This is a genomic window from Edaphobacter modestus, from assembly GCF_004217555.1.
GTDB lineage: Bacteria > Acidobacteriota > Terriglobia > Terriglobales > Acidobacteriaceae > Edaphobacter > Edaphobacter modestus.
Window position 1 is genome coordinate 5,015,547 of the sequence record NZ_SHKW01000001.1, and the last position, 23,602, is coordinate 5,039,148.

14 protein-coding genes are annotated in these 23,602 nt (G+C 59.2%); 4 read left to right on the forward strand and 10 right to left on the reverse strand.

What is annotated here, in order from left to right:
* Positions 1 to 98 precede the first annotated feature (98 nt).
* Positions 99 to 2,048: a DNA mismatch repair endonuclease MutL gene (gene mutL, locus BDD14_RS21165; RefSeq protein WP_130420984.1), complete on the forward strand. Its 1,950-nt coding sequence runs from the start codon at positions 99 to 101 to the stop codon at positions 2,046 to 2,048.
* A 70-nt stretch (positions 2,049 to 2,118) separates the two neighbouring features.
* Here the strand turns inward: mutL and BDD14_RS21170 are convergent, their stop codons facing one another.
* Entirely contained in the window at positions 2,119 to 2,946 is an 828-nt protein-coding gene (locus BDD14_RS21170; protein WP_130420986.1) for a hypothetical protein, read from the reverse strand.
* Between the two features lie 314 nt (positions 2,947 to 3,260).
* On the opposite strand from BDD14_RS21170, the gene BDD14_RS21175 reads away from it, so the two are divergent.
* The 3 genes from BDD14_RS21175 (at position 3,261) to BDD14_RS21185 (ending at position 6,692) form a co-directional block, all read left to right on the forward strand.
* Positions 3,261 to 5,351: a hypothetical protein gene (locus BDD14_RS21175; protein ID WP_130420988.1), complete on the forward strand. Its 2,091-nt coding sequence runs from the start codon at positions 3,261 to 3,263 to the stop codon at positions 5,349 to 5,351.
* A gap of 66 nt (positions 5,352 to 5,417) precedes the next feature.
* Entirely contained in the window at positions 5,418 to 6,206 is a 789-nt protein-coding gene (cmk, locus tag BDD14_RS21180) for a (d)CMP kinase (RefSeq protein WP_130420990.1), read from the forward strand.
* Between the two features lie 285 nt (positions 6,207 to 6,491).
* Positions 6,492 to 6,692: a cold-shock protein gene (locus BDD14_RS21185; RefSeq protein WP_026386889.1), complete on the forward strand. Its 201-nt coding sequence runs from the start codon at positions 6,492 to 6,494 to the stop codon at positions 6,690 to 6,692.
* Positions 6,693 to 7,073: 381 nt separating this feature from the next.
* Here BDD14_RS21185 and BDD14_RS21190 read toward each other — a convergent pair whose 3' ends face one another.
* The 9 genes from BDD14_RS21190 to BDD14_RS21230 all read right to left on the reverse strand — a co-directional run bounded on the left by BDD14_RS21190 (position 7,074) and on the right by BDD14_RS21230 (position 23,596).
* Positions 7,074 to 9,566, reverse strand: a complete 2,493-nt coding sequence (locus tag BDD14_RS21190) for a 2-oxoglutarate dehydrogenase E1 component (RefSeq protein ID WP_130420992.1) — start codon at positions 9,564 to 9,566, stop codon at positions 7,074 to 7,076.
* A gap of 122 nt (positions 9,567 to 9,688) precedes the next feature.
* Positions 9,689 to 11,200 carry a UxaA family hydrolase gene (locus BDD14_RS21195; protein ID WP_130420994.1) on the reverse strand — a complete coding sequence of 504 codons (1,512 nt, stop codon included), beginning with the start codon at positions 11,198 to 11,200 and terminating at the stop codon, positions 9,689 to 9,691.
* A 136-nt stretch (positions 11,201 to 11,336) separates the two neighbouring features.
* Complete coding sequence (locus BDD14_RS21200) at positions 11,337 to 12,272, reverse strand: hypothetical protein (protein ID WP_130420996.1); 936 nt, start codon at positions 12,270 to 12,272, stop codon at positions 11,337 to 11,339.
* Complete coding sequence (locus BDD14_RS21205; RefSeq protein WP_130420998.1) at positions 12,269 to 13,987, reverse strand: MFS transporter; 1,719 nt, start codon at positions 13,985 to 13,987, stop codon at positions 12,269 to 12,271. The genes BDD14_RS21200 and BDD14_RS21205 overlap by 4 nt, the downstream gene beginning before the upstream one ends.
* A 128-nt stretch (positions 13,988 to 14,115) precedes the next feature.
* A complete protein-coding gene (locus BDD14_RS21210; protein WP_130421000.1) occupies positions 14,116 to 17,391 on the reverse strand; it encodes a TonB-dependent receptor in 3,276 nt (1,091 codons plus the stop codon).
* 135 nt (positions 17,392 to 17,526) lie between these two features.
* On the reverse strand, positions 17,527 to 18,618 hold the full coding sequence (locus tag BDD14_RS21215) for a YeiH family protein (protein ID WP_130421002.1): 1,092 nt from the start codon (positions 18,616 to 18,618) through the stop codon (positions 17,527 to 17,529).
* Between the two features lie 677 nt (positions 18,619 to 19,295).
* A complete protein-coding gene (locus BDD14_RS21220; RefSeq protein WP_130421004.1) occupies positions 19,296 to 21,146 on the reverse strand; it encodes a phosphoenolpyruvate carboxykinase (GTP) in 1,851 nt (616 codons plus the stop codon).
* A 146-nt stretch (positions 21,147 to 21,292) separates the two neighbouring features.
* Positions 21,293 to 22,345 (reverse strand): AI-2E family transporter, encoded by a 1,053-nt coding sequence (locus tag BDD14_RS21225; protein ID WP_130421006.1) that lies wholly within the window; start codon positions 22,343 to 22,345, stop codon positions 21,293 to 21,295.
* Between the two features lie 282 nt (positions 22,346 to 22,627).
* The gene (locus tag BDD14_RS21230; protein WP_130421008.1) at positions 22,628 to 23,596 is read right to left on the reverse strand and encodes an alpha/beta fold hydrolase; all 969 of its coding nucleotides are present in this window, start codon (positions 23,594 to 23,596) and stop codon (positions 22,628 to 22,630) included.
* Positions 23,597 to 23,602 lie beyond the last annotated feature (6 nt).

The following is a 23,602-nucleotide window of genomic DNA, read 5'->3' on the forward strand; positions in this document are numbered from 1 at the left end:
TTCAATTTACGAATCATCTTCTTATACCTCTTCCTCTAGGATGCGGCGCGGTCTCTCTGTTGTTTTCCGCATGGAGACATCGCCATACAATCAAGGACATGGGCCGCATTCGCATTCTCTCTGACCTGGTGGCTAACCAGATCGCCGCCGGCGAAGTGGTCGAACGTCCCGCCTCCGTGGTGAAAGAACTGCTTGAAAATTCACTCGACGCCGGAGCTACGCGTATTCGCGTCGAGGTAGAGGCCGGCGGCCGCAAGCTGATTCGCATTGCAGACAACGGCCACGGCATGGTGGCCGACGACGCTCTACTTGCCTTCGAACGTCACGCAACGTCGAAGCTCCGCACCTCCGACGATCTGCTCTCCATTGCGACGCTTGGCTTTCGCGGCGAGGCACTTCCATCGATCGCCTCTGTCTCGCGTCTCACGCTCGAGACGCGCGCCGCCGAGGAAGATGCCGGAACCATCGTCGAGATTGCCGGGGGAAATATTCTCCGCGTCGAACCCGCGGGCCTGCCTATTGGAACGACCATCACCATCCGGGATCTCTTCTACAACACACCTGCCCGGCGCAAATTTCTTCGCTCCGAGCAGACCGAACTCTCCCACATCGCCGCGCTCGTCACCCACTATGCGCTGGCGAACCCCACGCGCCACTTCGAGCTCCACTCCTCGACGCAGGCGCTCCTTACCGCGCCCACAGCGGCGACCACCTCCGATCGCCTCTTTCAGATCTTCGGCAGGGAGACGAGCTCGCACATGATTCCTGCCGCTGCCGAGATCGATTTCACCCGCGCTGGCCTCCCCGAACCTCCGCCCTGGAAGCGCGAGGCCCACTATGAACCGCCCGCACCCGGCTTTCTCCGGCTCTCCGGCTTCATCTCGAAACCCGAGTTGCAGAAGCTCAATCGCAATTCAATCTATGTCTTCGTCAACGGACGCCTGATCCGCGATCGCCTCATCCTGCACGCCCTCACCGAGGCTTATCGGAACATCATTCCGCCGACCTCCTATCCGGTGGTCCTGCTGTTCCTCGAGATGCCGCCCCAGGAGGTCGATGTCAACGTCCATCCAGCGAAGACCGAGGTTCGATTCCGCCAGTCGGCCTTCGTCCATGACTTCGTGCGGGACACGGTGCGCACGGCACTGATGCACGCGCGCCCAGCGGCGGATTTTCTGCAGGCGCTCAACAACTCGCCGCTTGCCAGCGCGTCGCTCCTCGTCGACGTCAGCCCTCTCCCCGGCGGTCCAGAGCAGCCCACCTTCGACCCTCTCCGCGAGCCCGCAGGCTTCGGCTCCGAGCCTCCCCCTACATATGCAGATGTCACCTCCTTCACGCTGGAGACCGCGCCAATACCGGCCTCCCCCGGCCGACTAGCCTTCGATGGCGCGCCAATTCCGGTTGGTTACGATCTGCAAGCTTCTGGAGCCAGCCTCGAGCCCGACAGCGAGGCCCGTACCCTCAACGCGTTGGCAACCCTCAAGCCGCTCGGCCAGCTTCGCGACTCCTTCATTCTTGCGATCAACGATGAAGGCCTCTGGATCGTCGACCAGCACGTTGCGCACGAGCGCGTTCTCTTCGAGAAGATTCTGCGTGATCGGGAGGTTGAGCGTGTCCAGCGTCAACGTCTCCTGATGCCCCTTCTCATCGACCTTCTTCCTGCCCAGATGGTCGCATTTACCCGGCTGGCCGAGGAGCTCGAACGCAATGGCTTTGAGGCGGAGCCCTTCGGCCCGCAGACGATCGCAATCAAGGCGGCACCGGTGGGCCTCGAAGGGCGCGAGCTCGAGCGTATGCTCGAAGAGGTCCTTTCCGTGCCGGAGCGTGAGCAGCAGGTGGAAAACTCCGAGAGCCGTCGTCACCGCATCGCCGCCTCCATCGCCTGTCACGCCGCGATCAAGATCAATACTCCACTCGATCCCGTGAAGATCAACTGGCTTCTTGCCGAGCTGGCGAAGACCGACCATCCCACCAGTTGTCCCCATGGACGCCCGATCGCCTTACGATATTCCCTGAAGGACATACAAAAGGCCTTTCACCGCATTTGATCCATACGCACCACAGGCGGCCGAAGAAGGCCGCCTGTGGTGTTAGAGAACGCAACTCAGATTTGCGGCTCTAGACTCCCTCTCCCAAGCCTTTCGTCGAAGCCACATTAACGGTGAACTTCGTCCCGCTCTCCAGAGAGATATCCTCTCCCTGGGCATCCAGTACGCTCGCGCTCTCAGGCGTTGTCGGGGCACTCAGCATAACCTTCGGTTTATTTCCGACTGCTACGCGATCCTGAGAGCTCTTCAGCATCTCTCCGGTGGCTGACTGCTGGGGGTTACTCATCCCGCTGGACATTGCGCCGCCGGACATCGCGGGAGCCGTTGTAGACGGCGAAGCTGCACCGGTCGCCGAGCCGCCTGCATTTGCTGATCCTCCCGCGGGTGCTCCGCCCATCGCACCGCCTGCCCGGGCCATATCAAAATTTGCGCTGGCTGCAGGAGCGGTCATCGATGTGACCGCAGACCGAATCGGCATCTCTTGCCCATCCTTCAGGACTGCGCGATTCAGCGCCAGCACAAGGTGAGAGCTATCCTGGTGCTTTGATTTCGCCCTAACCTCAACGACGTTGCCTACCAGTTTCGTTCCTTTGGGAAGCTGCGTGCCATCGGGGAGCTTGGCTTCGCTGACGGTCTTCGCATGCACCTCATCGCCAATCCTTGCCTTCTTGCTGTCGATTTCCTTTGTCAGCTCCGCCTGGACGCTGGCCGCCTGTAGCTGCGCCGTCTTTTGGCTTGCCTGTGGCGTTGCGGCATCCGTCGCCGCAGGCGGGTGTGAGCCTGTCTGCGTGCTTCCGGGTGTCATTGCGGGATCGGGAGCCTGAGGAGATGCCGGGGTCTGCGCCTCGAGCGCTATGGACATTGCAGCGACCAAGAGAAGGGACAGAGTTTTTGTCATAGCGAACTCCTTTCCGACGCAGGTTCATGCAACCTGCATCCAACCTCAGACGATCTGCACCGCAACCGACGTTGCCCGCTTTAAAGGGCAATTCGCCTGGCATTTCCGGGCAAGCAGTATACTGCTGAACTTCCGCGTCGATCACCCACATCGTGCCTGGGATGCGGTATCCTAGAAGACGACGTGCAGCGGAGATTTTCTGCGCTCATCCGTCGCACGCCGCTCCCACTTCAAAACGGGGATCGTCATCCGTCAGCCCAGGCTTATGGATTTGCCGTTGCGCCCAACACCGCGCCCGGCAGGAAGGCATTACGTTGAATACCTCCTTAGCTCCCACTGCCGGCCAGCTCGCCGCAACACGCCTCGCGCACTGGCACCATGACGCCCAGCCTCTTCTTACGCTCGATCTGCTGCGCGAATGGATTAACACGACCGGCCTGGTTCTTTACACCCCGCGCTCGCAGCAGCTTCCGATTCCGGCTCCCAGCTTTGTCGAGGTCGTTCTTGGCGAGGTCACTCCCGCGCCCACACTCTCTCAGCTTGAGGAGCCTCGTACCCTTCTTGCGCGTCTGGTCGCCGAAGGCGCCGTCGTCCCCTTGCATCTGTTCGGATCGCCGACGGGCGCCGGCTCCGAGATTCCCGACTTTCTCGCCTCGCCTGCGGTGCTGTCCTACGTCTTCACTCTTCGCGGCGACAAGGCATGGAAACTGCCACCCGTCACCAGCGGTGCGGCCAAGGTCTCGCCGCTTGCCCTCGCAAGCTACAACCTCCTCTCGGCAAAAGGGCGTCTCACCGCTTCTGAACTCGCTACCGAGCTCAGCAACGAAGTTACGGAGGCCGCTGCGCTCCGCGCTCTTACCGAGCTCTGGGATCATCTCCGCGTGCTGCCCGTGCCCCAGGCCGACGGCACACGAACTCTGTGGGAGCTTGCTACAACCCGATACACGAAACAGATCAAGTCCGGTACAAATGCCGGTCTGCCCTCCGCGCTCTCCGCGCTTGTCTCTCTCTACCTCGGACAGTCCATTCTGCCTACCGAAGAGGAGATCGAAACCTTCCTTTCGCCCCTGGCTTCGCGCTCACGCATTCGTGAAGTGGTGCGCGCCCTTACTGCCGGGCGTCAGCTCGAGACCATCGTCATCGACGGCAAGAGCCAACTCTACGTTCCGGGAGAGCTTCCCGTATTTGCATCTCCTGTTGTCGAGCCCCTGCCGGAGGATGTAGACGCCATCGTGGTGACGACGGAAGGGGCCGCCAACGAAGGGCAGTCGACCGAGCGCATTGCAAAGTTTGTCCCGTCTACGCGGCGGGCACCTTCGCCGCGTAGATCCGAACATGGAGAACGCGGAGCAACATTTGTAACCCGCGAAGGCGCAAATCGCAGACCTTCGCGGCCGGAAGGCAGCTCCGATCGAGAGCGCCGTCCCTTTCAGCGTCGTGAGGACGATCGCCGCACCGAATCCCGTCCGCCGCGTCGCGACTTTGCTCGTCCCTGGGATGAAGAAAAACGAGGCCGCGAGGTGAACCGCCCAGGCTCCTTTGAGAAGCGTCCCGGTCGCGCCACGGGAGAGGAGTCGGGGCCACGCAAGCCTCGCTTCGACGGAGAAGCCAGGCGTTCCCCGTCAGGTCCACCACCTCGTTCGTTCAGCGACAAGCCTCGCAGCAGCTTTCCTCGCAGCAGTTCCCCTCGTAGCAGCTCCCAAGACAGGCCGGCCTTCCGCCGCAACGAAGGCGACAACGCCCCGCGTCCGCGCCGCGATTTCTCAGAGGAGCGTCGTCCCTCCCGCGAGCGCGACGACCAGGGCCGTGGCCAGAAGAGCGGACGTTCAGGGCCGCCGTTCCGCAAGTTCGACTCGCCGCGCAGCAGCTTCCGTGCACAGCGGCCAGAAGGCTCTTCTCGGGATTCCGGAGGCTTTGAATCGCGTCCGCCCCGGAGTGGCAGCTTCGGGCCGAAAAAGCCGTTCGACGGGAAGAAGCCCTTTGCAGCCGGAAAGTCCTTTGGAGCCGGAAAGCCCTTTGCCGGTGGTAAGCCGTTCTCCGGTGGTGATAGCGCAACCGGACCCCGAAAGTCTTTCGGAGCGGGCAAATCGTTTGGGGCAGGTAAATCGTTTGGAGCAGGTAAGTCCTTCGGTCCCAAGAAGAGCTTTGGCGGAAAGAAGTCCTTCGCGGCGTCCGGGGAACAGACCTCGGAGCGGCCGAAACGCTTCAGTCCAGGTGGAGCTCCGGGCTTTGCAAAGAAGAAGCCCTTCGGTTCCTCCGGAGGAACGTTCGCGAAGCGAGCCGGTGGTCCCCCCTCCGGAAGACCGGCAGGCAACTCCGGTCCCTTCGACAAGTTCAAGGGCAACAAGAAGCCCTTCGGAAAACGCGGAGCTCCAGCCCGCAAGATCAAGGATCGCGAGGAGTAGCAGTTTTGGAAACCCTCAAAACTTCTTCTCTTTAGTCCGCCAGCACAGGCATAAGATAAGCCGCGCATGAAGAATCGAACCGAAGCCGATCTCAACCCGACTCCTGCTCCCGCTCCCCGGCGTGAACGCCCCATCATCGCAATCGATGGACCTGCTGGCGCGGGGAAGAGCACCCTGGCGGCTCATCTGGCGAGACGCTTCGGTTTTCTGAACCTCGAGACCGGAGCCATGTATCGGGCACTTGCCCTCAAAGCCATCGAAAACGACCTCGCATTCGATGAAGAGGAGCCTCTGCTCGAACTTGCTGCTTACACTCGTGTCCGCCTGGAGCCCCAGTCTGAAGGCAACCGGGTCTTCCTCGACGAAATCGATGTCTCCCGCCGCATCCGGGATACCGATGTCACGGCCGCGGCCTCCCGCATCTCCGTGCACCCCCGTCTCCGCGCATGGATGGTCGAACAACAACGCGCCCTGGGAGCCCAGGGAGGAGTCGTGATGGAGGGTCGTGATATTGGTACTGCGGTCTTTCCCGACGCAGAGGTGAAGATCTTCCTCGATGCCTCACCGGAAGTTCGCGGCGACCGTCGATACCGTCAGGTCATCGTGCCACGGCGCGCGGGGGAGGAATCTTCTCCGCAAAATATCCCTGCAGAATCTACGCCTGAGCAGACATGGGCTCAACAGAAGATTCTGCGTGAGATGAACGATCGCGATGAACGCGATCGAAACCGGGCCGAATCCCCGCTGCGCCCCGCGCCAGATGCGGTCATCCTGGACTCCACGTCGCTAACCCTCGATCAGGTTCTGGCCCAGGCCGAGGATATCGTGCGCTCTCATCTCGCTGCTGGCGCGTAGGCGCGCGCACCGACTGGCACCACACGGAGCTGGCTTCGCTCAGAAGTGCTAAGCAACTGGTCTTCCAACCTGCAAACTGTCTGATGTCAGGTATACAGCTGCATTTCCCGCATCGTTTTCATTGCACTGGAAATAGTGCAACCGAAAGATTTCTGAAAAAAATTTGGCGAGTATGCTAACCTTCTCACATCGTTTGAAACAGATTGGTTTTCTTGCAATGATTGTCTGCGCGAACCCCGATTTGTATCTACGGCAATTCAGTTGGAAACGAAGGAAAGAAACAACATGGAACAGGGAACAGTGAAGTGGTTTAATGACGCAAAGGGGTTTGGCTTCATTAGCCGCCAGAATGGTGAGGACGTATTCGTTCACTACTCGGCGATTAACACGAGCGGCTTCAAAAGCCTCCAGGAAGGCCAAGCAGTCCAGTTCAACGTAGTAAAGGGCCCTAAGGGTTGGCAGGCTTCGGACGTTCAGCCCCTGTAAACTTTAACGGCTTTCGGCCAGCGACAACGGGTTTTGCAAAAGGGGACTGCCCACGGGCGTCCCTTTGCGCATGGGGTTCATGTGTAACCTTGCGATAGCAGTTTCCTGTACGCCCACGCGCTTTCCTGTCGAGGAATTGTCCTGTCAAGAGGAAAATCTGGTAAACCTATTGATATGAATAGGTTAAAGTGCCTATTTGCGCCGTCTCGTTTGTTATACTAGAGGTAAGGATAAGGCCCCGACGCTTCGGGGCCTTATCCTTTTTGCGATCCATGAGATCCATGATTGGAGCTTGCAAAATCACTCTCGAGAAGGCCCAAATCACGAGGTTCCGACCTAAACCTTCTCGATTGAATATTTTGCGCAAAAACGGTAGGAGGGCTAGTGGTCGCCAGCGGCCCCCAGCGCCATATCGATCAAAGTCTTCTCCTCAATGTCGTGTGCCTTCGCCGACCCTGTGGCAGGCGTCGCGCTTGCGCTGCGCTTCACGCTCAGAACAGCGCGGTCGCGGGCAAGACGTCGTAACAGCGGCATGACATAGAAGAAGGCTCCCATGTTGGCAGGCTCCTCCTGGACCCAGAGGATCTCCTCCGCGCCCGGATGCTGATCGAGCGCAGCCTGCAACTCTTCCTCAGGCCAGGGATACATCTGCTCCAGGAAGATGATGCCGACGCTGGAATCCTTCCGCTTCTCGCGCTCCACGCGCAGGTTATGCCCAATCTTGCCGCTGCAGACCAGAAGGCGGCGCGGATCCTTCACGTCGTTGTCCGGCAGCACATTCAGGAAACGGTCGCGGCCGAAATCCGCAAGGGGAGAGGACGCGTCCGGGTGACGGAGCATGCTCTTTGGCGTGAAGACGATCAGTGGCTTACGCCACGAGCGCATCACCTGCCGACGCAGCAGATGGAAGTATTGGGCTGCGGTGGAAGGCTGGCAGATCTGAAGATTGTCATTCGCGGCGAGCTGCAGGTAGCGTTCGATGCGCGCGCTCGAGTGCTCCGGCCCCTGTCCCTCATAGCCGTGCGGCAGCAGCATCACGACGCCGGAGAGGAGACCCCACTTCGCCTCGCCGGCCGCAATGAACTGGTCGATGATGATCTGCGCGCCGTTCGCGAAGTCGCCGAACTGCGCCTCCCACATCACCAGGGCTTCAGGGTAGTCGCGCGCGAATCCATACTCAAAGCCAAGCACAGCGGCTTCCGAGAGCAGGGAGTTGTAGACCTCAAAACGTCCCTGCTTGTCGCTCAGGTGAGAGAGAGGCGAGTAACGACGCTCGGTTTCGGTATCGACAACGACAGCATGACGCTGATTGAACGTTCCGCGCTGCGAGTCCTGCCCGGTCAAACGGACCAGAGTACCGTCCTCGAGCAGGGAGGAGCAGGCGACGAGCTCGGCCATTCCATAGTCGAAGGGCTTCGCTCCAGAACCCATCTCCTGTCGCTGCTCAAACAGCTTCTTCACCTTTGGGTGAATGTGGAAGTCCTTCGGAACAGTGGTGAGCTGTTGGACGAGCTCGCCCACACGCTCCGCAGAAAGCCCCGTGTTCACCTCATCCGCAGGATCGAACTCGCAACCCTTGTACTTGTCCCAGTAATCCGGAAGCTCGGAGAGCTTCGGGATGCGATCGGCCTTTGTGGCCGCCTTCTGCTGGTCAAGCAGCTCCTGCTGAATCTTCTCCGCCTCTTTGGCCGGATTCACACCGATTTTCTCGGCATAGATCTGATACAGAGGCTTGTGGTCCTTGATGACGGCGTAGCGGCGGGGTTGTGTAACGGTTGGATCGTCTACCTCGCTGTGTCCATGGCGGCGATAGCCAATCAGGTCGACGACAACGTCGGATTGGAAGCGCTGGCGATATTCCATGGCGATGCCTGCGACTCGAACCACGGCATCAGGGTCTTCTGCATTCACGTGGAAGATCGGTATCGGAAGGCGCTTCGAAAGATCGGTAGAAAACCGACTGGAGTTCGACTCCTCAGGGATCGCGGTGAAGCCCAGCAGATTATTCGCGATTACGTGAATGGTTCCGCCGATGTGGTAGCCGTGTAGCGTAGCCATGTTCAGGGCTTCTGCAACGATGCCCTGTCCCGCGAATGCTGCATCGCCGTGGATGATGATTGGAAGCACCTGCTGCTTGCCTCCCTTGCCGATGCGCTCCTGCTTCGCTCGCGTGCGGCCCATCACGACGGGATTTACGGCTTCGAGGTGGCTGGGATTCGATGCAAGGTGAAGGCTGACGATCTTGCCATCAGGCGCAGTGTAATCGCCGGTTGCGCCCATGTGATATTTCACGTCGCCGCCGCCCATCGTGCTGCGCGGATCGACGTCTTCGAACTTTGTGAAGATCTCCGATGGTGAGCGGCCGATCGTATTTGTCATTACGTTCAAGCGTCCGCGATGAGCCATCGCTAATATGCTCTTGGTGACACCGAGGCCAGAGCCAACCTCGAAGATGCGATCGAGGAACGGAATCAGCGCCGTGAGGCCTTCGAGTGAAAATCGCTTGGTTCCAAGGTAACGCGACTGGATCACTTGCTCGAACAGGTCAGCATGAATCAACTGGGTAAGAATGTGCGCCTGGTTCGGCTTCGGAGGCTTCTGCTCCATCTTCTCCTGCAGCCATTGACGATGCTCTGGGCTGGGGATGTGCATGAACTCGGCAGCGATGGTGCCGCAGTAGTAGCTACGAGCTTCTGCTGCCAACTCTCCCTCAGGAGCCGGTGTTGGAAAAGGCTCTGGCGGGAGATACTGCCCGAGAGGGTCAAGCGAGGCTTGCAGATACCCCCATCGGCGAAAGATATCGAACACCGTTTCGCGTTCCTGTTGATCCGTGACCGCAGGTGCCTGGGTCAATGCCTCTGCCTTGGTGGCCATTGCTTCCTCGATTTTCTAAACAGTCAAATTCGTGGCGATGAAACGCCAACATTTCTACTTTCTATGCTAGACCTTTCGCCGTTTGGCTGCATCCCGTTTCCTGCAACTTCCGTGGCGCAGGACTAAAGAGTGGCACCTAAAAGCCAGGGCTGGAACTCCTCTTCGCCGAATCCGTGAATCTCACTTCGGGTCAGTTTTCCGGAGGCAATTTCGAGAATTTCTTTGAAGATCGCAGCTCCGCTGTCTTCCACACTTTGACCCCCATCGAGGATCGAACCGCAGTTGATATCCATATCGTCGGACATACGATGAAACAGTGCGGTATTCGAAGCGATCTTGATGGAAGGAGTAGGCTTGCAGCCGAATACCGAACCGCGTCCGGTCGTGAAGCAGATCAGATTTGCCCCACTGGCCACCTGACCTGTAGCGGAGACCGGATCGAAGCCTGGGGAATCCACGAAGACGAGTCCGTGCGCACGTACTTGCTCCGCATAGAGATAAACCTCATTCAGATCGGTCGACCCACCCTTGGAGACGGCGCCGAGGGACTTTTCAAGAATAGTCGTGAGGCCGCCGGTCTTATTTCCGGGCTGAGGATTGTTATCCATGGAACCCTGATGGTGAGCTGTGTAGTTTTCCCACCAGCGAATGCGATCGAGCAGGCGCTGGGCGACCTCTGGCCGTGAAGCGCGTCGCGTGAGCAGATGCTCCGCTCCGTAGATCTCGGGCGTCTCCGACAGAATCGCGGTTCCACCATTGCGGACGAGATGGTCGACGGCGATGCCGAGAGCAGGGTTTGCGCTGATTCCCGAGTACGCATCCGAGCCGCCGCACTGCAGACCCACCAAGAGATTTGCAGCCGAAGCGGATGCGCGGACCGCAAGATTGGCTTTCTCCAGCATCTCGTAAACCGTTGTAATTCCGTCCTTGATTGCTATTGTGGTTCCACCCGCTTCCTGAATGGTCGAGATACGGATCGAACCGGAATCGCCCGCGAGGGCGACGAGCTGATCGACCTGGTTGGTCTCGCAGCCCAGGCCAAGAAGGAGAACGGAGGCGAAGTTTGGGTGAGTCGCGTAGCCGGTGAAGACCCGGCGGAGGAGATCGGCAGGTTCGCCATGGCTGGCCATCCCGCACCCGGTCCCGTGGGTAAGCGCCACGACGCCGTCAACACTGGGATACTGGCGAAGGATGTCCGGCGTAAAGTGCGCAGCGATACGGCGGGCGACGGTAGCCGAACAGTTGACGGTCGGCAAAACCCCGACGTAATTCCTTGTTCCTACACGGCCATCAGGTCGGCGAAAGCCTTGAAAGACAGCTTCTTCTCCTGGGGCAACCAGGTTCGTTCGAGATGCTTCGGTGCCGATGGCGTAGTCCCGTTCAAAATCACCGACGGCGAGATTCTGAGTGTGGACATGTTCTCCTACCGCGATAGGCTGCGTCGCAAAACCAATGATCTGGTTGAATTTCCGGATGGGATGGCCGGGGGCGATGGAGCGGGTTGCCAGCTTATGTCCGGGCGGAATATCGGAGAGCGCGATGATCTGCAGTTCAGCGAGAAACTCGCCGGCTTTTACGGGTTCGAGGGCAACGACGACGTCATCGCTGCTTCCGAGCTTGAGGAGTAGGGACATCGAAGAGTATCAAATCTATTGGTTCATCGACCAGTATCGAGATTGGTATGACCAAATGTACTCCCGAAGGCAGGTTTGCGCCTAATGGATTCGAGAGCAGACTTTGGTGACCCAGGATGATCGATGCCAATTGAAATTATGGCGGAGGCGGCGCCTTTTCAGGCTCGCGAGGCGCGTCCTGGGTGTCTCCCGAAGACGAATCTTTTACGGTTGCAACTCCGGGCAGGATGGTGGAGGTCGCTTTGAACTTGCGGTAGTCAGAATTGTTGATCTGGATGCTGCCGGTGAAGCTGACAAAGAGCATGACTCGCGCTGCGCCGTGGCCTTCGATGTGAGAGGGCAACCAGACCTCGTCATTGATCTTCATCTGCTCCATCGAAAAGCTGGTGCCTTCCTTGATGGACATCACGATGCCTGCTCCCACTTTGTATGCTTTTGCGAAGTGTCCTTCGAGCCGGGTGATGGTTCTGTCCTGCTCGTCGACCCAGATCGTTCCTGAGAGATCACGAATGACATCTTCCATGCGATTGCGCGTCTTCGCTTTCGGGTCTCCCGCATAGTCGATGACGATGGTGTCGCGACCTTTCAGCTGGACGCGTCGTGGATTGGTAAAGGCTCCGAGCATGAGGAAACGGGAGACGGTGACTTCATCATTGCCACGCGAGTCGGTTGGCTGACCCTTTTCTTCGGCTTTTTTCTTGCGGTCGGTCGCCTTCGCGACTTGCTTGTCGATGCGCTCGCTCTCCTTCCGCTGCTCGTCCGCGGTGAGATCTTTCCCGTCTTTTCGCGTGAGCTTGTGGACCTGGACGCCATTGAGCCAAAAGACATCGAACTCCTCGGTCTGTGACTTCGTGCCATTGCTGCGTTGTTCCTGGGCAACCTCGTGGTAAAGATAGTCCTTCTGGATGGCCTCGGCAGCTTTCTGGTGTTCTTCTACCTCATGCATGAGGGTTGGGATATCAGGAAGCGGGCGATCCGATTCGGTGAGTTGAGATGCGATCGGTGCAGGAGCGGCGGGCCGCGCAAGGAGTGTGGCCAGGAGCAGGAGCGAACTGAGCGCGGCAAGTTTCATCGTGATTCAGGGTGCAGTGCTTCCGGGCTTTCGTGCGGGGTGATTTCACGAGCGTAAATCTGATAGGAGATCTTTGGTGGCTCCTCGCCCTGATGAAGCTCGCGTACGCGGGCACGGATCGCTTCGTCCGCTGTAGTAATGCGCTCGCGGGATCGCAGGTAGTCGAGCCAGGATTCCATGACGAAGGTTTCGTTGAGGCGTTCGGGATCGATGACATCGCGGTAGATTCCCCAGCGCATGGCTCCATCGCGGAGGCGAACCCCGCGAAGCTGGTGAATGGCGTGGGTGAACTCCGCATAACGCTCCGCGGGGATGCGATATTCAATCGAGATTCGTACTGGTCCGGAGTGGATCAGGTCATCCGCCTGCGCGGCCGAATCGGCCAGTTGAAACACACTCGGCTGAGATGCGGATCGGGAGGAACGGAAGGGAGTGTGATCGGGGAGGGGACCCTGGAGGATATGGAAACGTCGAATTGCCGGATAGCTGAGGGCGAGCCCGCAGGCGGAGGCTGTGAGCGCAACGGACGTGGAGGTGTGTTCGGCGACAAGACCCCACAGGATAGAGCCGAAGACCATTCCTCCCTGGAAGGTCATCAGATAGGTTCCAAGTGCACGCGCCTGTACCCATGCGGGAACGGAAAGCTGGACAGAGGTATTCAGGGTAGACATGGTGCTGGTCCAGGCAAAGCCGGACAGGATAAGCGTCGGAATGATGATTGCCGGATAGTGAGCGTAGGCAAGGACAAGCAACGTGATGACGTCGTAGAACGTGGAGATGACGATGATCGTATCGGCGGGGACACGACGACGGATACGAGGGAGCTGTGTGGCCGCGATCACTGCTCCAAGTCCGAGCGAGCCGTTCAGGATGCCATATCCGAGCGCGCCCTGGTTTAGATCGCGCTTCGCGACTACGGCGAGCAGAGACCAGATGGCCGAGACGAAGAAGGTGAAGGTGAAAGCCCGTACGAGGGAGGACTGGAGGTCAGGGGCATAGCGAACGTATCGCAGCCCGGTCATGATGGAGCCGGCGATGCGCTCGGAGGGAAGAGCGGATTTGAACAACGGGGTCCGCTTCCAGTTGACGAGCACCCAGATGACAGCCGCAAATGAGATTGCGTTGAGAAGAAATACCCAGCCTGCGCCTGTATGCGCGCTGGCAAAGCCCGCCACCATCAGTCCGCCGAGTGCAGGACCGACGGCGCGGGCGAGATTGTTGGATGCAGCATTGAGCGAGACCGTGTCGGGGATAAGCTCGCGTGGAACCAGCTCCGGAACGATAGCCTGCCAGGCTGGATTGTTCATGGCAGAGCCGATATTGAGCAGGAATGTGAAGGCGAGCAGCGCCCAGGGGGAGACGTAGCCGAAGAAGGTGAGTACAGCCAGCACGGCGACCGAAGAGAGCATCCATGCCTGCCAGAAGATGAGTAGCTTCCGGCGATCGAAGATATCGGCGGTCGCACCGGCAAGCAGACCCAGGAGGAGAACGGGCAGCGAAGCCGCAGTCTGCATGAGTGCGATGAGCAGCGGCGAGGCCGTGAGCGACGTCATCAGCCAGGTTCCCGCGGTGTCCTGCATCCAGGTTCCGACCGACGAGATTGTGGAAGCGATCCAGCGGTCGCGGAAGAGCCGGATACGGAGCGGAGCGAAGCCGCTTGGGTTGGGGTTGGCGACTGCGACGAGCGGACCGGAGTTTGGAGTCTCTAGAGGCATTCGCTCAACCTCTAGTGTACCCATCCGAAAGAATTCATGCCGGAAAGCAGAAGGACAAATGGACGGAGGGCCAGGGTGGCCCTCCGTCTCTTGAAAGGGAACAAACGGTTGTATCCCTTATCGGCAGCTTAGAAGAGTAGCTTCAGTCCGAACTGGATCTGGCGCGACGTGGTCGCCGTTGCGGTAATGACGCCGGCGGTAGGACTTGCGACGATGGCGGCGGTCTGGTTCGCTGGAGTCCCCTGCGTCGGGCCAGAGGTGAAGACCACGGGGTTGGGTGTTGCGAAGTTGGTGTGGTTCAGAGCATTAAAGAACTCGGCACGGAACTGGGCGCGGATCCGTTCAGTGACCTGTGTGACCTTGAGCAGCGAGAGATCGAAGTTGACGAGGCCGGGGCCTGTGAGCGTGTCACGGCCAAGATTGCCGACTGTTCCGTACGCCGGCGCAAGAAACGCCGCGGGGTTGAAGTACTGCTGTGGAGTTCGCGGGTAGAGATTGCCATGAAAATTGGGATTGATATCAGGACGCACGGGATTGCGAGTATCCCCCGAACCGGTGGGATTGTAGCCAAGCTGCGGCGAGAAGGGAAAACCGGACTGGAGGGCGACGATGGAGCTGAGAGTCCATCCAGAGACAGCGCGATTCGCCATGCCTCGGAGGTTCGAGGCGAGGATGTGACCCTGGCCGAAAGGCAGGTCGTAGGTGCCATTGATTGCTGCTATGTGTCGCAGGTCGGTCGCGCCAGGTCCGTAGTCGATACTCGGATTGGCCGGGTAAGAGACGAACGCTGGGGTATTGGCGCTGACGCTGGTATTCCAGGCCGAGCCATTGTCGAGGTTCTTCGAGAAGGTGTAGTTGCCGCGGAGCTGGAGGCCGTGAGTAAGGCTGCGACGGACGTCGACGACCAGACCGTTGTAGTTGCTCATGCCGCGCGAGATCCATGAGGTGGTATTGGCGACTGCCGGATTAACCTTCGTGGTCGTCGGATAGAAGATTCTCCCGTTCACGATGGTTGCTTCGGGCTCGTTGAGATCGGCGGAGAGGATCTGGTTGTAGCCGTGAGACCCGATGTAGCCGAGGGTGAGCGAGGTGTTCGGAGTGAGCTGCTGCTCGATCTGCAGGCTCCAGGACATGACTGTCGGGGTTGCAAGATCGGTCTGGACGCTGGAAGGGGAGACGAGCGTGCCAGGCGAGGGCTGGGTCGAGGATGTGATGTGCAGGTTCGAGACGGCGACGTTCGCCAGCGACAACGTTGTATTGAACGGAGCGGCCTGATCGAGGCGGTAGTTCAGGTTGTCCAGCAGCGAGTAGTGGATGCCGAAGCCGGCGCGGACACTGGTCTTGCCGTCGCCGCGTACATCCCATGCCAGGCCGAGGCGAGGCGCTGGAAGGAACTTCGCGCGGTTTTGGGTAAGTGGAGAGGAACCGACGAAGGGGTTGGTGTCGATTACACCGTTCGTGAAGGCGTAGTTGGACGCTCGGCCTTGCGATTCGTTGAAGCCGTTGGTGGACTCGATGCGAAGGCCGGCACGCAGTTCAACCCGAGGTGTGAGCTTGATGGTGTCTTCGAGATATCCGGCTCCCATCCAGGAGCGCCAGCCGAGTCTCGTGGGATTGGGGACGACAGTGAAGGTTTTCACGGTTCCCTGCAGGAAGGTGGTGAGAGTAGCGAAGGATGCCTGGCCAAACTGATTTTGCGCAAGGTTGTCATTCGATTGCAGCCGCTGCAGCCAGCCTCCAGCTTCGATCTGATGACGGCCATGGGTCCAGAAGATGTGATCGTCGAAGGTGAAGAGATTGCGGGTAGTCGCGTTATTCGATCCCACGTTGGCTCCCGCTCCAGTGATCTGTGAGGAGCCGTTCGAGGCAGTCGATCCCGCGATCACGATGGCCCCGACGGGCTGCCCTGCGACCCATCCTGGTACATCGGCGCCTCCGAGTGGAGAAGAGGTGCCGAGGAAGAAGAAGGATGCTCTTGAGAATCCGAAACGGGCGGTGTTGAGGAGGCGCGGAGAAAAGACGTGCTGCTCCTGCAGGCTGGCGACTTGTTCGCGGAGGTCTTCATTGATGGAAGCGAGAGGGTTCTGCGTCGGGGTGTCGGCGGTGGAGTCATCGACGGTGTAGACGCCGAAGAAGAGATCGCGCGGACTGATGTTGTAGTCGAAGCGTGTTGTCCCGAAGTCCTCGCGGATATGCTGCATCGGATTGGAATAAGCAAGGGCGATGCCAGTCTGGTTACCGTTCGCATCCAGAAGGGCAGGACCGTTTTGCTCGGGCCAGAGGTTGAAGAGTGGAGCGACTCCAGGTGCGACGCCGTAATTTTTTCGCGGCCCGGAGGGATTGGCCGGATCGGGCAGGTAGCCCTGGCGCGCCTGATCGTCGGGGACGAAGGTGACGTCGGAGAGGCCGAGGTTCTGTCGGTAGCCCTCGTAGTTCGCGAAGAGGAAGAGCTTGTCGTGGCGAATGGGACCGCCGATCGAGCCTCCGAAGTTGTTGCGCTGGAACTCAGGAATATGGGCCTGATCGAAGTAGTTACGCGCATCGAATGCGGAGTTACGCAGGAACTCGTAGACGGAGCCGTGAAGATTGTTGGTGCCGGATGCTGTCACGATGGAGATCTGCGCGCCCTGGCGCTTGCCGTAGCTCGCGGAGTAGGTATCCGTGACGACGTTGAATTCTCGTACGGCATCGACGCCGAGAAGCTGGCCGCTGGTGCCTCCCGGGGTCACGTTGATCAGGGACGCTCCGGTGTATTCGATTCCGTTCAGCAGGAAGAGATTGTCCTGAGGCCGGCGGCCCGAGATGGCGAACATGTTGCCGACGGAGGAGTTCGAGGTTCCAATGCTTCCGGAACGCTGGTTGGTGTAGTTGACCACTGCCGGGTTGAGCGTGATGAGCTGGTCATAGCTTCGGCCGTTGAGCGGAAGCTGCTTGATCTGGCGCTCGTCGACAAGGCCTGAGGTCTGCTGGGTGGAGAGATTGACGACAGAGGGCGTGTCTTCAACGGTGACCTGCTGTTGCACGGAATCGACGGTGAGTGCGAGGTCGATCTGTTTGCTCTGGCCGATGGTGAGAGGAATCCCCGTGCGGCGTTGTTCCGTGAAGCCAGCATGCTGGACGGTGATGGTGTAGGTCCCGATGGGAATGGATGGAGCGGAGAAGCGTCCGTCGGGTCCTGTGACCAGGCTGCGTTCGTTGCCTGTTTCATCGTTGTGGATGTGAACGGAAGCCTCGGAGAGCGCTGCGCCGGTCGGGTCGGTAATGACGCCGGAGAGTGTGCCGCCGACAACCTGCGAGTGGGCGCTGAGGACAGTGAGAGCAACGACGACAAAGACTGCGACGATACGGAGGAGTTCGGCGGGAGAGGTTTTAAAGAATGGATATTTGCGAATACGGTCGTGCATTTTGGGCTCCAACGAGGCATGGGATGCTCTCGCATTCATCTCTGCGAGTCGCATGAAGATAGATTTTTCGTAGGGAAAGGCGGTGTGTGCTCTAGGAGCGACAACAAGTGGATGCAAAGAATCGCAGAGAGGGCATCATCTTGCGACCCCGTGACTGTAGCTCCAGTAGACGAGCCCCAGGGTGATGAGTGCGATCGCAATCTCTCCGAGAATGCCCACGATCAGAGGACGCCATCCCTGCCCGGTGAGATCGCGGAGGTTGGTCCTGAGACCGACGCCGGCAAAGGCGGGAAGAAAGGCCCAGCGGGAGAGATTCGCGAGACTGGTGAGCTGCGTGTGGGTGAAGAATCCCGAGGTCGCGAGGACCGAGAGTGCGATGAAGCCGATAATGAACTTCGGAAACTTGCGCCAGAGGAATACACCCTTGTGCTCCACATCCGGCGCGAGCCCGCGGGAAGACCAGTACACCGCGTACGCAAGCACGACGAAGCCGATGAAGCCGGAACGGGCAGTCTTTGCGAGCACAGTCCAGCGGCCTGCCTCTTCGCCGTAGAGAGCGCCGGTGACGAGCGATTCCGCTGTGTTGTCGACGGCAAGCCCGGCCCACATTCCGTAGCCCTGCTGGCTCATATGGAGAGCATGACCGATAGCAGGAAAGGTGAAGAGCGCGATCGCGCCCAGGGTAAGGATGGCGGCGATTGCGGTGGAGGTATCTTCTTCCTCGGGTTCAATAGCTCCCTGGGCGGCCATGATGGCTGTGACGCCGCAGATGCTGGAGCCGATGGCGAGCAAGGACGTGAGCTTTGGTGGCAGGCGAAAGAGTCGGCCGAGAAGATGCATCATCGAGAGCGAGAGGATGAGTTCAACCGCGACCAGCGCCAGCGAGAGGCCACCGATGTGCAGTACGTCCTGAAGGAGAAATCGTGCGCCGACCAGCACGATTCCGAGTTTCAGCCAGAGCTCGTAGGTGGCGACTCCAGCCCGAAGAAATGGAGCGACGCCGACAGTATTGCCGATTGCCAGCCCAAGCAGGATGGCCCACAGAACATATTCGAGATGAGGGAAGGGAACGCCGGGATGGCTGGCGCGAAGGTGGGTGAAGATGTGTTCGAGGAGCTTGCCCAGAAGACCGATGCCGAATAGCAAACCAACTCCGGGCAGCACACGGAGAAACTGTGTGGTTAGCGAAGATGCAGGTGCTGCGATCGGAATTGTGCGAGTAGACACTGAGGTACTTTTAGAATCCCACAGGCGGGAGCACGTTGAAGCGAATAAGCGCCGCAAGGGTCAGGGCGATTGCAACAGCAATCAGGTCGATATTGATACGGCTGTTGGATACGTGGGGTGATGCCATAGATGCCTCGATTCAGCGAATAAGCTTTTAGAAGTTGTCGCGGGCAAAGGAAAAACCCACGTGCGCGAAGGGCGCTGCTACGTGGGTTCCTGAGATCCTCTAAGCCGGAATTTTGAGAAGGGGCTTAGGTGAGGGAGAGTCCAGCGCAGCAGCAACAGGTGCCCTTACAACAAGGACAACAGCTACAGGCCGCGATGTAAATCGATCCCATTAGGAACAAGGTTAAAAGGTTCCAGCAGATGCGTCAAGCGAATGACACAGGAAATGTTGAGTTAAAAAGGAAACCCACGCAGCGCGGTGGGGGCTGTTGCGTGGGTGTTCCGTTAATCAACGAAGTGGGTGGACTTCGTTATGACCGACTCAACCCGAAGGGAGTCCTGCCACATCGGTTAAGATACCGAGAATTTTTGCAGGAGTCAAGAGTCGCTCGGCGTGCTTTGCATTCCGTTTCGCACAGGCGTTCTACGGACCTCCCTCTCACTATAGCCATAAGAATCATAGTCTTGGAGGATAATGGCTCTCGTTTTCTCTGAGAGGTCCGGCGGTTGGGCTATAAACGGCAGATCAGCAGCTCCCGCTCGTAAATCATCTCAGGCGGCAGGTGATCATGGAGGGCGAGGAAGAGCTCCTCATGGTCCATCACCTCTCGCCGCCATGCTGTCCGATCGACGCTTTGAAGCTCCTCAAAAACGACACGGCGCCTCTCCTCGGACATCTGCAATCCCTCCCATCGGATATCTTCGTAATGGGGCGTCCACCCGATGGGGGTCTCTTTGCCCTGCGCCCGACCCCGAACGCGGTCGACAATCCACTTCAGCACGCGCATGTTCTCGGAGTATCCCGGCCAGAGAAATCTGCCGTCTTCATCCTTGCGGAACCAATTCACGTGAAAGATGCGGGGAGTTGAGGACAGGGCGCGCTGCATCTTGATCCAATGGCGGAAGTAGTCGCCCATGTGATATCCGCAGAAGGGCAGCATAGCCATCGGGTCGCGTCGGACCTTGCCGAGCGCGCCTCCAGCAGCTGCTGTCGTCTCCGAACCCATCGTTGCGCCTGCGTAGACTCCGCCGGACCAGTTGAAGGCCTGGTAGACCAGCGGCATCGTGGTCGAACGGCGGCCGCCGAAGATGATCGCCGAGATAGGTACCCCCTCTGGGGCCTCCCAATCGGGATCAATCGTGGGGCATTGGCTGGCAGGCGCCGTAAAACGACCGTTGGGATGAGCGGCGGGCTGACCTGTCTGCTTTCCAATCTCCGGTGTCCAAAGGTTGCCGCGCCAGTCCAGGCACTCCTTTGGTGGAGCGTCCGTCATCCCCTCCCACCAGACGCCGCCCTCAGGAGTAAGTGCGACGTTGGTAAAGATCGTGTTCTTCGCGAGCGTTGCCATGGCGTTGGGGTTGGTTTTGGCCGATGTTCCGGGAGCGACACCGAAGAAGCCGGATTCCGGATTGATGGCACGAAGCCGCCCTGTTGCATCGGGCTTGATCCACGCGATGTCGTCGCCGACCGTCCAGATCTTCCAGCCTTCGAATCCAGCCGGCGGAATCATCATGGCAAAGTTGGTCTTGCCACAGGCTGAAGGGAAGGCCGCCGCAACATAGGTCTTCTCGTGAGTGGGCGACTCGACGCCGAGGATCAGCATGTGCTCGGCCATCCAGCCCTCGTCGCGGGCGATGTTCGAGGCGATGCGAAGGGCAAAGCACTTTTTGCCAAGGAGGGCGTTGCCGCCGTAACCAGAGCCGTAGCTCCAGATCTCGCGGGTCTCCGGGAAGTGCACGATGTACTTCTCGTCATTGCAGGGCCAGGAGACGTCCTGCTGACCGGGCTCGAGCGGTGCGCCGACCGAGTGCATACAGGGAACGACTCGTTTGATGTCCTTATCGATCTCGGCGAAGACCGGAGCTCCGACACGCGCCATGATGCGCATGTTTACGACCGCATACGGCGAATCGGTCAGCTGTACCCCGATCTGTGACATGGGTGAACCAAGGGGGCCCATCGAAAACGGCAGGACGTACATGGTGCGTCCGCGCATGCAGCCGCGAAAGAGCTGCTTGAGCTTGCGCCGCATCACGAAGGGATCTTCCCAGTTGTTGGTGGGGCCCGCGTTGTCCTTCGACAGGGAGCAGATGAAGGTTCGATCTTCAACTCGGGCCACATCGTTGGGAGCCGAGCGAGCGTAGAAGCATCCTGGCCACAGATTCTGGTTCAGCCTGGTAAAGGTCCCGGCATCCACCAGCTGACGGCACAGAAGGTCGTACTCGGCCTTAGATCCATCGACCCAGTGAATGGCGTCGGGCTGAGTAAGATCGGCCATCTTTTCGACCCAGCGGACCAGGTGTTTATTCGTCGTGGGGGGCGCGGAAGGAAGGACAGCAGTGAGGGTCTTTTCGTTCTTCATGGCCAGTCGGTTCTCCAGTTAAGGATTCGCCTGCTTCAAAGGGCTGTCAACTGCTTGTCCACAGGGCGAGAGAAAGTCTTCTACCCTGCTTCGATAAGGTAAAGCTAAGTGGTCAGGCCAATTCTACCCTTTTGGCTCAAAAATGATCAGGATGAGGTGGTAATCCTTAGCTCGTTATCTCGGGTCCTCCAGATCTCGAGCAGCACCGAGGCCGCCGTGATGGTAAGGGGGCCGAGGACGATGCCCGTAATTCCGAATAACGCGATTCCTCCAAGAATGGAGAGCAGAACCGCGACTGAATGCTGCCGGAGATGCGGTCCGACGAGAACCGGATAGAGGAAATTATCGACAAGGCTGACGATGCAACCGCCCCATATAGCCAGTAGAGCAGCCTTGATCCAGTGACCCGAGAGGCCCAGGTAAAGAGCTACAGGGACCCAGACCAGAAAAGCCCCGAATGCGGGGACCATCGCCATCAATCCTGTGAGGATGGCCCAGAGGAGCACGTCGGGGACGCCAAGGATCCAATAGGCTAAGCCTGCGAGTGTGCCCTGCAGGGCCGCGATCGCCATCCGGCCAAGCGCAGTGGCATAGATGGTTCCCCGCAGCCGTTGGAGGAAGATATCTGCCTGCCGATTGTCCATCGGCAGCAGGGAACGGGCAAAGCGGCCTGCCAGCTCCCGATCGCGATAGAGGAAAAAGAGGATGAAAAGCATCGCGACGATCTGTGTAATCGCTCCAATCGAGCTTCCAATGAGAGCCGCGAACCTTCTTCCCAGGAAAGCTGCGGTCGATTGCGCGGCGTTATGCAGGTCGAGACTGTCGCTGATGGTCTGAATACGCTCTGCGAGTGCTGGATGGCGCCCGAAGTAGTCCGCAATACCTTGCTGCGTTGATTCGCTTCGCAGGTTTGTAATGAGATGGGTGACCTGTTTTCCGACGTCCTGCGCCAGAAAGAAGATGGGAAGGACGATGCTCAGGATTACCAGGAGCAGAGCGATAGTTGCGCAGAGATTGCGCTGGCGGAGACGCGCTGCAAGCCAAAGATAGGGTTGCTCGGTTACGACAGCGATTACGATGGCTCCGACGATGGCTACGAGAAAGGGCCTGAGAAGCAGACCACAGACGATCAGGACGCCAAGGGTCAGCAGGAAGAATGCGATCTGCTTCCATAAAGACGCTTCAGTGCTTGCTTGCATGAGACCTCGTCGGAAAAGATGTGCCGTCAGCCTACATCGTTATGGTGCGTTCGGGGCCGAGGAAGTTGCAGGGAAAGGGCGGAACTTGTACTCGTAAGAGAACGGGTTCTTCCATTCCTGTGGCAGAGTGTTTTGTGGCGACCTCCTCCCCGTACATTTTGTTGCAAAATCTTCAGTGCAAAGGATTTAGGCTGGTATCTCCGGATTTCTACCGCTTTAAAAGGGAAGGCCCGGCGGGTGCCGGGCTCTTCTTTCTTCCATGGTTTAAGTTTATCAGCGGTGTCAAGCGCGCGTGTCGACGCTCCATAGCTTCGCGGCCTCTTCGGCGATGAGCTCGGGCATCTCTTCGGGGAAGAAGAGGTTTGCTCCTGCGACGCGGCGGATGCCCTGGGAGTTGGGAAGGGTGCGATCGAGCCACTCGGCCCACTGGACGCCGAAGAGAGGGTCCTTGAGGCCCCAGACCATTCGGGCGGGTCCTTTCCATTGCCGAAGATTCTCGCGGATCGCGACGAGGTCGTTTACGGCGAGAGCCAGGGTGAACTGATCAAGCTGAGACCTTCGCACCTGAGACTGGGTGAGAGGGCGGAGATAGATCTCAATGGTTTCGTCGGTGAGCCGATCCGGATAGGTGAAGGCCAGGCCTCCGAGACCTTTGTCGGACCGGGCGAGATTCTTGTCGTTCAACTGGGGAACGAAGAAGCGGTCGACGAGGATACCCTTGCGTGCGAGATCGACGAGAGGAAGAAACCCTGCGGGCGGGCTGTTCTTATCGACGTCGCAGTTCGTGAGCAGAAGCGAGCGAACCCGGTGGGGGTATTTGGAGAGGAAGATCTGGGCAGTGAGTCCGCCGCTGTCGTTGGCGACGAGGTCGACGGTATCGATCCGTAGATGGTCGAGGAGGGCGGCGAGCATGGCAGCCTGGGTGTGCGGTGAGATGGTCTGGCCCTCGCGGGGCTCCGTGAGGCCGAGGCTCATAAGGTCGGGTGCGATGCAGCGGCGATGGGGGTGGAGGCGTTCGAGGGCGCCCCGCCACTGGTAGCTGTTGAGCGGATAGCCGTGAACGAACAAAGCAGCCGGGCCGTGGCCAGCTTCGACGTAGGCGACGCGGGCCATGGGGAGATCGACGAATCGGCGCGAGCGGCTGTACCAAGCGGCGTCGAAGGGGATGGACGATCTCGTTTGGAGATGAGGTACGGCGACGACTGCGGGAAGGGTGGCGGCGGAGGTTTTGAGGAAGTCTCGGCGGGTCATGGAAGC

What these genes read in the sequence shown, in the direction of transcription:
- BDD14_RS21230 (WP_130421008.1), bottom strand. Translation starts at nt 23,596, where the DNA reads ATGACCCGCCGAGACTTCCTCAAAACCTCCGCCGCCACCCTTCCCGCA.
- mutL (WP_130420984.1), top strand. Translation starts at nt 99, where the DNA reads ATGGGCCGCATTCGCATTCTCTCTGACCTGGTGGCTAACCAGATCGCC.
- BDD14_RS21185 (WP_026386889.1), top strand. Translation starts at nt 6,492, where the DNA reads ATGGAACAGGGAACAGTGAAGTGGTTTAATGACGCAAAGGGGTTTGGC.
- BDD14_RS21225 (WP_130421006.1), bottom strand. Translation starts at nt 22,345, where the DNA reads ATGCAAGCAAGCACTGAAGCGTCTTTATGGAAGCAGATCGCATTCTTC.
- BDD14_RS21210 (WP_130421000.1), bottom strand. Translation starts at nt 17,391, where the DNA reads ATGCACGACCGTATTCGCAAATATCCATTCTTTAAAACCTCTCCCGCC.
- cmk (WP_130420990.1), top strand. Translation starts at nt 5,418, where the DNA reads ATGAAGAATCGAACCGAAGCCGATCTCAACCCGACTCCTGCTCCCGCT.
- BDD14_RS21170 (WP_130420986.1), bottom strand. Translation starts at nt 2,946, where the DNA reads ATGACAAAAACTCTGTCCCTTCTCTTGGTCGCTGCAATGTCCATAGCG.
- BDD14_RS21205 (WP_130420998.1), bottom strand. Translation starts at nt 13,987, where the DNA reads ATGCCTCTAGAGACTCCAAACTCCGGTCCGCTCGTCGCAGTCGCCAAC.
- BDD14_RS21220 (WP_130421004.1), bottom strand. Translation starts at nt 21,146, where the DNA reads ATGAAGAACGAAAAGACCCTCACTGCTGTCCTTCCTTCCGCGCCCCCC.
- BDD14_RS21195 (WP_130420994.1), bottom strand. Translation starts at nt 11,200, where the DNA reads ATGTCCCTACTCCTCAAGCTCGGAAGCAGCGATGACGTCGTCGTTGCC.
- BDD14_RS21200 (WP_130420996.1), bottom strand. Translation starts at nt 12,272, where the DNA reads ATGAAACTTGCCGCGCTCAGTTCGCTCCTGCTCCTGGCCACACTCCTT.
- BDD14_RS21190 (WP_130420992.1), bottom strand. Translation starts at nt 9,566, where the DNA reads ATGGCCACCAAGGCAGAGGCATTGACCCAGGCACCTGCGGTCACGGAT.